Origin of the sequence: Paenibacillus silviterrae, assembly GCF_030167925.1 — a bacterium.
Taxonomy (GTDB): Bacteria; Bacillota; Bacilli; order Paenibacillales; family NBRC-103111; genus Paenibacillus_G; species Paenibacillus_G silviterrae.
In genome coordinates this window covers 2908135-2920543 of the sequence record NZ_JASKUT010000001.1, presented here as the reverse complement: position 1 = coordinate 2920543, position 12409 = coordinate 2908135, and the positions used below count along the sequence as shown (strand labels likewise).

Here is a 12409-nt window from a genome sequence, read left to right as displayed (position 1 = left end):
TCATTTTGCAAACAGTATAGCATTCATTTTTGTTGAGTTTTAGTTACATTTTACTTACACTAATGGAAGTGAAGCTGAAGGAGGTGGGAAGCGATGCGAAGGAGCAAGCCGGTGACCTTGAAGGATATCGCTGCGGAGCTGCAGCTGACCGTTCATACGGTTTCAAAGGCGCTGAGGGGACTGCCCGGCATGTCGGAGCGGACGCGGCAGGAGGTAATCGAGAAGGCGAAGGAGCTAGGCTACCATACGAAAGAACAGGAACGCAGCATGGCGGTTGAAAGGATCCCCTATCATTCGGTTAAGCAGCGAAGATTCATGATGCTTCTGAATGAGGATTCCCACTTTAACCGGTTGATGCTGACGGGGGTACAGGAACGGATGATCGAATTCGGACATTCGGTTGTTCCGGTTGTCGTGCCTCCAGCCTCTTCCGTCAAGCTGTTCCGGGAATGGATGAAGCGTCATGAGCTCGATTATTGCGACGGCCTCTTTTTGAGCCCGGCCCTTCCGCTCCCAGCGGAATCGGAGCTGCTCTCGCAGCCGGTTCCCAAGCTCATGCTTAACTTCCCGCCGCATACAGTGGAGGTGGACAGCGTCGTCTGGGACGTATATCACGCCGTTCATTAGTCGGTTCGGCACTTCATCTCCAAGGGGCACCGCCGGATCATGTATGTCGGAGATATCGAGTCGCACCGCGGCTTTCGGCTGCGCTGGCAGGCCTTTCAGGAAGCGATGAACGAAGCGGGACTTACGGTTGATCCGAAGGCCCACATGACGGCGCCGCCCTCAACGAAGGAACAGTGGATCGAGGAGCTGCGAGAGAAGCTGATTGAAACAAAGCCGACGGCCATTCTTTGCGCGCTGCAGCGAGACCCTGCCTGGTTCTACTACGCATGCAGCACAATCGGGCTGTCCATCCCGGAGGACGTATCCCTCGTCAGTCTGGAGCATGAGCGGCCGTCCTTTTTCCCCGAGCTGACGCGCCCGATATTGCTCGTCAAGGAAGCGGGTGAACGCGCAGCCGAGCGCATGCTCTGGAGAATCGCCAACCCGGGAGCGCCCTATGAGCATATTCGCCTGCAGGGGGCTTTTTACGAAGGAGAAACGGTGAGGGCAGTAAAGGGTAAGCGTTAGCGTCATCTTATGTGATATTGGAGATGACGTCTTTTATCCGCACCGGACAATTTTTGCTCCACCTGCCGTCCGGTCGGACGTTTCTTGCCTTCCCCCCGCAGCTTGTCCTTCTACTCGTAGCCCCGGTCCATGAAAACAAGAACTGTCGGTTTTGCAATCGGGCGTTTTCTTTTACAATGAAGATAGGCTGTATATGAGCAAGATGCTGCCGGCAGAGGAGGGGGGACCCATGAAGAACTGGTTGAACCGCTGGAGACGATGGTTTGATTTGGGTCGTGACAGACGCAGCGGGACCTATCTGCAGCGGCTGATTTGGGTCGGGTGCTTGTCGGTATGCATACCGATTATGATTGCGGGACTGGTGTATTACCAGGTTTCGATGGAGCGGACCAGGGAGCAGATTATTGGCGAGAGCCAATCTTCGCTCGTACTGGCCAAGGACCGGGCGGAGCGGATGCTTCAGGGGATTGAGAAGGACTCGCTGCAGCTGGCGGCGGACCCGATCATCACGGATTTGTTCGCCGGGCGGATTCAAGATATGCCGCTGATCTGGCATCTGGGTCTGGTCAACAAGATTACGCTGGTCAAGAATGCGAATGATTTCATTAAAGAAATTTATTTCTACAGCACGCTGGAAAGCGTCGTTCTGACGAACAATTACGGCTCCATGGAGCTGGATCAATATAAATACAAGGCGGACATTCAGCAGCTGATGAACGATGCAAGCCTGACCAGGTGGACCTACTTGCCCGCGAGCAGACAGGAGGGCTTGATCACGTTTGTCCGCAAGGTGCCTGTCGGCTCGAGCAGTAATGCACAGGGCATCTTGGGGCTTCAGGTGGACATTGGAGCGATTATTCGCTTCCTGCCCGAGGAGGCGGCGGTCATTCCCATGGGCAAGGAGCTGGTGTTCCTCAGCACGATCGGTCATCTTAAGCTCGGGGAGAGCCTTGGCAATCTGGAGTCATGGGCCGGTTACGAGACGATTGCAGCTTCCGAGGACAGCATCGGCAGCTTCTATGAGACCCGGCAGGATGGAAGCAAAGCGCACGTCTCGTATATGAAAAGCATGTTCGGGCGCACGTATGTCTCCGTCATTCCGGAGGATCTTATTGCGGACAAATTGGCGTGGATTCGGGTGCTGACGATTACAGCGCTGCTTTTCATCATCGCGCTCGCCGCCATGTTTACGTATTTCAGCACGAAGCGGGTGTACAGCCCGATTGAACAGCTGATCAAGCACAGCAGATCGGTTGGGGCCGGACGCATCCAAGGAAGCGAGAACGAGCTCGAATATATTCGGGCCTGCCTCGATTACTTGAACAAGGAATCCCAAAGGCTCGGCAAATATATGGAGAAGGTGCAGCCGACCTTGCGGGAGCGCTGCCTGCAGCAGCTGGTAAACGGCGATTATATTCTTAGCGACGCGCTGCTTCATGATTGCGAAACGTACGGACTGACGGTGAAGGCAACGTACGGGGTCATGGTCGTCGAGGTGGAGAATGCCATCAGGGAAACCCGGTTTCTGCCGAGCGACAAGCCGATTATTGCGTTTACGCTGGCCAATGTCATTCAGGAGCTCATGGAGAAAAATCCGGATCTGCAGGGCTACGTTTTTCCCTATGAGGGAAGAGGCGTAGGCCTCATTCGATGGGACGATATGGAGGAGCAGGGCAAGCTGCCGCAGCGGATGATCGCCTTCGCCCAATCGGTATGCGATTCGCTGCAGAGCTACTTGTCCTTCGAGGTATCCGTGGGCATCGGACGCTGTTACTCCCATATCGCGGACGTGCCGGTATCGTACAAAGAAGCGGTCGTTGCGCTGCAATACCGGATTTACCAGGATACGGCTTCGATTCTGTACATTGAGGATTTGGAAAGCTCGAAAACCCGTTCGGTCTTCCGCTACCCAAGGGAGCTGGAAGGGGCGATTGTCGACTCGCTGTCCAAAGGGGAAACGAAGCTGGCGGAGCAGTCGCTCGAGAAGTTCACGAAAGCGCTGCAGCAGTCGCAGTCGTATCATTTTATCCACCAAAGCTATTCGGTTCTGCTGTCCGCCATTATTACTTCCTTGGAGAAGCAGGGCGGCAGCATTCTTGATATCCTGGAGCACAATCTGTTCGGCCAGCTGGAGGGCAAGCGAACCTCGAGAGACATCATCGATTGGTTCACTGGAGTGCTGTTCCCGCTGCATAAGCGATTGACGGAGGAAACGTTGAACGATAACGGGCAGTCGGCGATCCGCCAAATCTGCCAGCATATTCGCGAGCACTGCAGGGAGGACTTAACGCTGGTGCAGTGCGCCGAGCTTGTCGGGATGAGTCCGTCGTACGTCAGCCGGCTGTTCAAAAAGGAAATGGGAATCAACTTCCTCGACTTCGTCGTGGAATGCAAGGTGGAGGAGGTCAAGCGGCTGCTGCTGGAGACGGACCAGAGCATCAGTGAGATCGCGGGCATCATCGGCTATTCGGAGCGGAATCTTACCCGCATTTTCCAACGCAAGGTGCAAATGACTCCAAGTATGTTCCGATCCGCATACCGGTAATATCGTAAGCTCATCGGGGCCTGACTTATGTCGGGCCTCGATTTTTTGTGTTCCAAAGGCCGGCTGCCGGGCACAAGACAGATTTTGACCTGCTCCCGCCGGAGCTTGTTTAAAGCAAGGATTGTCGCTATGCTGCCATGTTCGGCTGTCTTATGATGAGCTCACAGGGGGAAACGTTCATCCCGGACTAACCGAAAGAGGTGCATAGAAATGATCGAGACTTCCAGAGCCCGACCCCGCCCGACGGCAGCGGCTGCCCCCCGGCAAGGCTATTGGTCCCGGCTCCGGGACCGCATGCTGCAGCATAAATACATTTACCTGCTGGCGCTGCCGGGCATCCTTTATTTTATTGTTTTCAAGTTTGTGCCCATGTGGGGGCTGCTGCTCGCCTTTAAGGATTACAACCCTTACAGCGGCTTCTGGGGCAGCGAATGGATCGGGCTGAAGCATTTTACCGAGCTCTTTGGCGACAGCAACTTCTATATCATGCTGAGAAACACGTTTGCCATCAATATTTTCGGACTGGTCTTTATGTTTCCACTTCCTATTATTTTGGCGCTGATGCTCAATGAAGTGCGTCACGAGACCTTTAAGCGGATCAATCAGTCCATTGTGTACCTGCCGCATTTTCTATCCTGGGTCGTTGTGGCGAGTATGACGTTCTTTATCCTTTCGACGGATGTAGGGATCATCAACAAGCTGATTACGGAATCCGGAGGCGAGAGCATCGCGTTCTTATCGAACCCAAATTACTTCTGGGGGCTCATTACGGCGCAGAACATGTGGAAGGAAGCGGGCTGGGGGACGATCATTTTCCTGGCGGCAATGGCGGGAGTCGATCCCCAGCGGTATGAGGCGGCTGTAGTAGACGGGGCGAACCGGTGGAGGCAAATTTGGCACGTCACGCTGCCGGCGATCCGGCCGACGATCCTGATCTTGCTCATTCTGCGGCTCGGTCAAATGGCGGATGTGGGCTTCGAGCAAATCCTGCTGATGATCAATCCGCTCGTCATTTCCATGGCGGAGGTATTCGATACCTATGCTTACACCCAAGGGATTCTCAAGGGTCAGATCAGCGCCGGGGTTACGGTAGGCATGTTCAAAGGAGTGGTTGGCTTCGTGCTGGTAATGACCTCCAACTATATCGTGAAAAAGCTCGGACACGAAGGAATCTATTAACAAGGAGGAGGAGCTGCCATGAGCTTTGTTACGCGGAAAAGAAAGCTGGAGCTGTTCGATTATGTCAACTACACGCTCCTTGCCCTCATTTCTCTCGTATGTGTATTCCCGTTCTTCTATGTATTCAGCGTTTCGTTTACGGACCCGGAAGCTTATGTGCCGCTGGAATTTTACATCTTTCCGGAGCAATGGTCGTTGTCCGCTTACAAGTACATTTTATCGACCAACAGCTTCTTGAATGCGCTGAAGAGCACGACGTTTATTACCGTCGTAGGAACGGTGCTGAATCTGGTGGTTTCATTCTCTCTCGCTTACGCGCTGACGAAAAAAACGATGCCCGGACGTGGGCTGATGCTGAGCGCAGTTATCTTTACGCTCGTATTCAGCGCCGGGATCGTGCCGAGCTACCTTCTGATTAAGCAGCTCGGTCTGCTGAATTCCTACTGGGCGCTGATCTGGCCGTCGCTTACGAATGCGTGGAGCCTGCTTGTCATCAAGAGCTTCATGGAATCGCTTCCTGGCGAGCTGGAGGATGCGGCTAAGATCGACGGCTGCTCCGATATGGGGGTGTTCCTGCGCATTGTTCTTCCGTTGTCCCTGCCGGCGATTGCGGCATTCACGTTATTTTTTGCCGTATCCCACTGGAATACGTACTTCAATGCGCTCATTTATATTTCCGATTCCAAAAAGTGGACGCTTCAGGTGCTCGTCAAAACGCTCGTCATTGATTCGGATACCATTGGCGTCGGGCAATCAGGAGGCGGGGACGACAGGCTGGTGCCGCAGGAGACTATTCGCATGGCCTCGATCATGATGGCGATGGGCCCGATTCTCGTCGTCTATCCGTTTCTGCAAAAGCATTTTGCCAAGGGAGTGATGCTGGGCTCGGTTAAGGGATAGCCGGTAGTGCAGTTCAAATTCAGCGGGTACCGAATCAGCCGAGCTGACGGACCCCCATTCAGGAGGAAGCTATGAGCGTAGAACGCAAAGCATGGTGGCAAAGGCCGCTGCGTGTCATCCAACCGAACCTGCAGGTGCGGGATACCGGATTGATCGATCCGGAGCAGCTGGCGGAGCAAATGAAGAGCATGGGGGGCAATACGATTGTCTTTAATGTCGGGGGGATCTATGCCTGGTACCCGACCAAGGTGCCGTACCATACGGTGAACGAGCATCTGCCGGCATCGTTTGACCTACTAAGGGCGGTGATCGAGGAGTGTCACAAGAGGGACATCCGCTTTATCGCCCGGCTCGACTTCAGTAAGGCCGAGGATTCGGCTTACTTGAGCCGGCCCGAGTGGTTTGCGCGCCAAGCGGACGGCGAGCCCTTGGTCATCGGGGCCAAGAGGCCGGGCCCGTGGTCGCTGCTGATGTCGACCTGCATTAACAGCGCTTACCGCAATGAGGCCGTGGCCATCCCTGTACTGGAGGAGGTGCTGCAAGGATACGATGTGGACGGCATCTTCTTTAATGCACCGGGTTATGTCACCTGCCATTGCGAGGGCTGCCGGAGGAAGTACCGGACCGTATACGGCAGAGAACTGCCGCAGGACGCTAAGGAATTCGCGCCGGAGTGGGCATCGACTTGCATGAGAGACAACATGGATAACCTGTACAGCATTATTAAGAAGACCCGCCCCGAAGTCCCGATGATCCTGTACTACAATTTGTACAAGGACAATTTGTTTGACCGTGCGCAAACGACGGATATGCTTTGCACCGAGCCGCAGGATATTTTGTCGCTCGGCCACCGTCACATCCCCGAGTTCTGGAAGCCTGCGCTGAGCATCAAGCTGGGCAGGTCGCTGCCGGAGCGTCCGGCTCCGTTCGGCATTGTGCACTCCAGCCCCGGGATGGATTGGCGTCATACGGGACTGCCTCCGGCCGAATACCGCTTCTGGCTGTCGCAAATTCCTGCGCATGGCGGGAGCATCTGGCATTCACTGACGGGGATCCCGGAGACCATTACCGATAAGCGGATTTTGGAGGTCGTGTCTGAGTTCAACCGGAATGTGGAGAAGGTAGAGAACTACATGGAGGATGCGCAAACGGTAGCGCAGGTAGCCCTCATGTGGACGGCGGACGCTTCAGCGGAGGGCTGGGCAGACGGGCTGATTGCCCGGCAAATTTTATTCGATGTGCTGCTGCTGGAGCAGGCGACGCCGGAAAGGCTGCAGAGGTATAAGGCTCTTGTCATTCCTGAAGGTATGAGCTATACCGACGAATTCCTGGAGGCGATTACAGCCTATGTGAACGCGGGCGGACAGATTTTGGCGGAGGGGGCGATACCGGAGCGGAGAGAGCTGCTATCCCTGTTAGGGATTTCACGGGAGCTATACGGCAGCGAGTATTTGACGGCATCGTATTTGCGGTTCGAGGGCGACAGCAATCCGCTGCAAAAGGGCCTGGAGCAAACGGAGCTCATTGCGCATTGCGGCAAGGTGATCTATACCCGTCCGGCCGATGCGGGCACGGAGGTGCTGGCGACACTGGTACCGCCGTTCTCACCGATGGAAAGTGTAGGAGCGCCTCCGGAGCGGGCGTCGCTTGCCGTCAGCCATACCGACATTCCGCTTGCCCTGCGTGCCGCTTCCGGCAAAGGCCATGCGCTGTACTTCCCGTTCTCGCTCAGTCATCTCATCAATGAGTTTAAGCTGGATGAGCATTACCGGCTGCTGGCGAACGCCATCGATCTGGCGCTTGGCGATGAGAAGCTCTTGGAGACGAGTCACTACCAAGGGCTGCAGGTGACGGCCTTTGAGAAGGGCTCCGACATCCTGATCCATCTGGTCAACGGCGCGGGCCGGCGGCCGCTCTCGACCGAGCTGCCACTGTACGGCATCCAGGCGAAGCTGCGTTTGAACGGAAAAAGCGTCAAATCCGTCCGGCAGCTGATTGCAGGAGAGTCGCCAGCCTATTCCGTCAACGAGGGGATGCTCCATGTGGAAGTGCCGGAGCTGCGGATTTGGGAATGCCTGCTCATCGAAACAGAGGAATCGTGATATGATCATGAATAACGAAGGCTTTACTAGTGCCGGTCAAGACCAACCATAATCCTTAAGGGGGATGTCATATATGAAAGCATTCAAGAAAAGCACGGCAACCGTTTCCTGTCTCGTAGCTGTATCCATGCTGGCTGCTTGTTCCGGATCGAATGAACCGGGGAAAGCGGGGACAACGGGCGGAACGAAGACCGATAACGGACCGCTGACAATCAAAATATTTGCCGGCTTGTATAACGAAGTGCCAGATATGAACAACGCGTACTGGACGGAGTGGCAGAAGCGCACGAACAGCAAGCTCGACATCGAATGGGTCCCGGACGGCGACCTGAAGACGAAGGCGGATCTGCTGTTCGCTTCTGCGGATCTTCCCGAGGTTGTGGCTTCCCCTGATTCCACATGGCCGACACTGCGCAGTGCGATCAAGAACGGTGCCTTCTGGGATCTCACTCCGTTCCTGGGGGATCTCAGCGAATATCCGAATCTGAAGAAGAATATGGCCCCGGACTGGCAGAAGTACTTGTCCGTCGACGGCAAAATTTACGCGGTGCCGCGCTCCCGTTCCCGGATTGATAACGGCATCAAAATCCGCAAGGATTGGCTCGACAAGCTGAACATCCCTGTGCCGACCACGCTGGATGAATACGCCGCTGCCTTGAAGAAGATCATCGACAGCGATCCGGACGGCAACGGCAAGAAGGATACGCTCGGATTGATCGGCCACGGCGTCATTATCAGCGATGGGGACGATGCCTTCGCCGCCGGCTTCGGTGCTCTGGATCCGACCTACAACAGCGAGGGCGGCATGATCGATAAGCGGCTGACTCCGCAATATACCGAGATGGTCAATTGGTTCCGCGGACTGTATACCGACGGCGTGCTGTCGAAGGAGTTCGCGGTCATGAAGAAAACGCAGGCCGAGGAGCTGTATAAGACCGGCCGTGCGGCCTCCTACGCGCGAAGCGTATGGTGGGATAAGGAATGGGAGGATTCGATCAGCAAGACGCAGCCGAATCCGAAGATTCTCAATCTGACCCTGAAGGGGCCGAAGGACAATGCGATCGTTCTGTCAACGGGAGTATCCGGAGGGTATTACATCAGCAAGAAGGTGCCTGAGGCTAAGGTGAAGCAGCTGCTGAAATATTTTGACTACACGGCTTCCGATGAAATGACCGACTTCGGCTATTACGGCATTGAGGGCGTACACCATAAGGTGGTCGGCGGGCAAAAGGTATTGACGGACCAAGGCGTCAAGGAAGTCAATACGACAAGCAAGGGCGCAGGCGTGCTCGCTTATGCGAAGTGGGGCAAGGTGGAGAGCGCCTCCGGCGACAAGGCCTACAACGATGCGAAGAAAAAGGAAGTCGAGCAGTACGACACGATTGGCAAGGTCGATCCGTTCCGCTACGTGTATTCCCCGACCTTCAACAGCATCTGGCCGAAGTATGAGAGCGAGTTTAAATCGATGGTGACCAAAGCAATCGTAAGCCAAATCTCCATGGACGAGTTCAAGGCTTATGTGGAGAAGCTGAACAATATGCCCGAGATGAAGAAAGCGTTCCAGGAAAATGCTGAAGCCTACAAGGAATTTCACAAAAAATAATACGGCTGTGCTTAGGCGGTTACCGGGGGAGTCCCCGGTAACCGTTTTACGACGAGGGGAGGAAAAGGGACATGGCTTGGTGGACAACGAACAGGCTGCGCCTGATTCAAAATAATTTGCGCGAATCCGATGCCAATCTGGATGTGGACTTGTTAATAACGCAGCTGAAGGAACTATCCGCGAACGTACTGATGATGAATGCCGGGGGGATTGTGGCCTTTTACCCGACGGAGCTTGAATATCATTACCGGGCTGCCGGCCAACGCAAGGATTTGCTTCAGGAGGCTGTGGAGAAGGCGCATGCGAACGGCATGAGGTTTATCGCGCGTTTCGATTTCAGCAAGGCGCATGAATCGATCTTCGCGAAGCGGCCGGAATGGTTCTACCGGACACGGGAGGGAAAGGAGGTCAACTATCACGGGATCGTGCATACGTGCGTCAATAGCTTTTACCAACAGGAATATTCGTTGCAGGTTATCGATGAGGTGCTTACCCGGTACGAAGTGGACGGCATTTTCTTCAACATGTTCGGGTACCAGACAAGGGACTATAGCGGGAGGCATTACGGGATTTGCTTCTGCGAAAGCTGTCAGGCCGGGTTTAGGGAATTCAGCGGCGGCATGGAGCTGCCGGAGACGGAAAGCCTCGATGATCCTGTGTACCGGTTGTACAAGGAGTTCCAAGACGTGACGGTGAAACAGATCCTAGATCGTATCCATGAGCTCGTCAAAAGTAAGGACAGGGAGATCGCCATCTCTACCTATAACGAGTACAAGGTCGATATTGTCCGCAAGGAGTCGAATACGGACATTCACCGGCCGCATCCCGTCTGGCTGTACTCCGCCTCGGAGAACGTACAGTCGCTGGAGGACAGCTGGGACGATAAGCTCGTCAGCAACTGCAGCATCAACGCGATTGATTTGGTTCACCGCTTCACGGGCGTTTCCAACCATGAAATCAATATTCGTCTGAAGGAAGGGCTGGCCAGCGGTTCGGGTCTCGACTTCTGCATCATCGGTGTATTCGACGATTATCCGGACAGGGAGAACCTGCCGACCGTCGCCGACATTTTCAAGTATCACAAGGACAATGAGCGGTATTACGGGCAGTTTCACTCCATGGCGGATGTGGCGCTGGTGAAGCCGGGACGGCCGGTGCAGAAGCACAGGAAGGAATATTTCGGCTTGTACAAAATGCTGAAGGAGGAGCACATCCTCTTCGACGTCATTCACCAGAACACGCTTGCCGCCAACGCAGAGCGTCTTAAGGGCTACCGGGCCATCCTTATTCCGGATACGGCCGGTTTCTCCTCGGAGGAGCTGAAAGTGCTGGAGCTGGCACATGAGCAGGGTGTTAGCCTGCTGGCTACAGGAGGAGCCTTTACCGAAGGGGCAGAGGAGCAGGCATTCTTGCGGCGCATATTCTATGTGAGCGTGGAGGGTGCACATCACTACCATCAGGAGGCGGCCTACCTCTGGACGGAAGACAAGCAAGTGTTCCCTCGGTTTCCGGAGCGGGATTGGATTTTTCTCGACGGGCCGTTCCACCGGCTTCAGCCGGAAGCGGGTGCGGTACGTCAGCTGCCGCTCGTGGAGCCTACGACCTATGGTCCGCCGGAGCGGGCGTTCGGACACCGCATCTCGGAGCAAGCGGCGGGAGCCCAGGTTGCGGCAAAGACGAAGGGAAGAGCCATAATCCTTCCGTGGCAGCCCGGTACGCTGTATTACCAGCACGGCTTCGCCGACCATAAACACGTGGTGCTTGACCTTCTGGAGCAAGCGGCAGAGGGGCCGTGGAAGCTTAGTACGAATGCTCCTCCTTCTGTGGAGGTGTTTTTCCACAGGCTGGATGACGGCGCGTATTTGCTCCATCTGCTCAATCTGTCCGGGTTTAACGGCGTAACGTATTTCGAGCCGCTTCCGGTGTACGGAATCGAGCTGTCGCTTCGCGGGCTGGGAGATTGTCAAGGGGCTGAGAATTTGGTGACGAAGTCGAAGGTAGATTATACTAACACGGATCGGGCAATAACAATTCGGCTGGGGGAGCTGAAGGATTTTGCAGCGATTGTGATTCGGACGTAACGGCGCTGCATGTCCAGAGTGCTGCTATAAAACGGCAAGCTCTCGGTGTCGCCCGAGGTACGGCTCATTTCAGCGCTAGCTTGCTGGCCGCCGCGTGACCCATAAGGGGACGCAAAGCTGCTTAAAGTGCAGAAGCGCAAAAACCCGTGATCCCAAACAAAATTCTTGATATTTATATGGAATATGGTTTTATTTCCTACGGCCCGTTGGAAACGCGTAATGGCAGATGTGCGATTACAGGTATCCAGCGGGCCGAGAATGGTGAGTGTAGGGGCAAATTTGCGATTAGACTGACCGTATGGCCGGTATTTCGTGCTCTATGGCTCGGATAATGGCAGATGTGCGATTACAGGTATCCAGCGGGCTGAAAATGGTGAGTGTAGCGGCAAATTTGCGATTAGACTGACCGTATGGCCGGTATTTCGTGCTCTATGGCTCGGATACTCGGATAATGGCAGATGTGCGATTAGAGGTATCCAGCGGGCTGAAAATGGTGAGTGTAGCGGCAAATTTGCGATTAGACTGACCGTATGGCCGGTATTTCGTGCTCTATGGCTCGGATAATGGCAGATGTGCGATTACAGGTATCCAGCGGGCTGAGAATGGTGAGTGCAGCGGCAAATTTGCGATTAGGCTGACTAGTTGAGTGGTATTTCGTGCTCTATGGCTCGGATACTCGGATAATGGCAGATGTGCGATTACAGGTATCCAGCGGGCTGAGAATGGTGAGTGTAGTGGCAAATTTGCGATTAGACTGGCCGTATGGCCGGTATTTCGTGCTCTATGGCTCGGATAATAGCAGATGTGCGATTACAGGTATCCAGCGGGCTGAGAATGGTGAGTGTAGTGGCAAATTTGCGATTAG

Annotated in this window: 8 protein-coding genes; all 8 read left to right on the top strand. The window is 54.8% G+C overall.

Going from position 1 to position 12409, the window contains the following annotated elements; genetic code table 11:
- The first annotated feature begins 93 nt into the window (after positions 1 to 93).
- Positions 94 to 627, top strand: a complete 534-nt coding sequence (locus QMO62_RS13370; RefSeq protein ID WP_284641556.1) for a LacI family DNA-binding transcriptional regulator — start codon at positions 94 to 96, stop codon at positions 625 to 627.
- Positions 628 to 642: 15 nt separating this feature from the next.
- Positions 643 to 1134, top strand: a complete 492-nt coding sequence (locus QMO62_RS13365; RefSeq protein ID WP_284644939.1) for a substrate-binding domain-containing protein — start codon at positions 643 to 645, stop codon at positions 1132 to 1134.
- A 229-nt stretch (positions 1135 to 1363) separates the two neighbouring features.
- On the top strand, positions 1364 to 3679 hold the full coding sequence (locus tag QMO62_RS13360; RefSeq protein WP_284641554.1) for a helix-turn-helix domain-containing protein: 2316 nt from the start codon (positions 1364 to 1366) through the stop codon (positions 3677 to 3679).
- 210 nt (positions 3680 to 3889) lie between these two features.
- Positions 3890 to 4858, top strand: a complete 969-nt coding sequence (locus tag QMO62_RS13355) for an ABC transporter permease (RefSeq protein WP_284641552.1) — start codon at positions 3890 to 3892, stop codon at positions 4856 to 4858.
- A gap of 18 nt (positions 4859 to 4876) precedes the next feature.
- Positions 4877 to 5758: a carbohydrate ABC transporter permease gene (locus QMO62_RS13350; protein ID WP_284641550.1), complete on the top strand. Its 882-nt coding sequence runs from the start codon at positions 4877 to 4879 to the stop codon at positions 5756 to 5758.
- Between the two features lie 71 nt (positions 5759 to 5829).
- Positions 5830 to 7860, top strand: coding sequence for an alpha-amylase family protein (locus tag QMO62_RS13345; RefSeq protein ID WP_284641548.1), 2031 nt, complete (start codon positions 5830 to 5832; stop codon positions 7858 to 7860).
- A 73-nt stretch (positions 7861 to 7933) separates the two neighbouring features.
- Positions 7934 to 9463 carry a type 2 periplasmic-binding domain-containing protein gene (locus QMO62_RS13340; RefSeq protein ID WP_284641546.1) on the top strand — a complete coding sequence of 510 codons (1530 nt, stop codon included), beginning with the start codon at positions 7934 to 7936 and terminating at the stop codon, positions 9461 to 9463.
- Positions 9464 to 9534: 71 nt separating this feature from the next.
- Positions 9535 to 11544 carry a family 10 glycosylhydrolase gene (locus tag QMO62_RS13335; RefSeq protein WP_284641544.1) on the top strand — a complete coding sequence of 670 codons (2010 nt, stop codon included), beginning with the start codon at positions 9535 to 9537 and terminating at the stop codon, positions 11542 to 11544.
- Positions 11545 to 12409 lie beyond the last annotated feature (865 nt).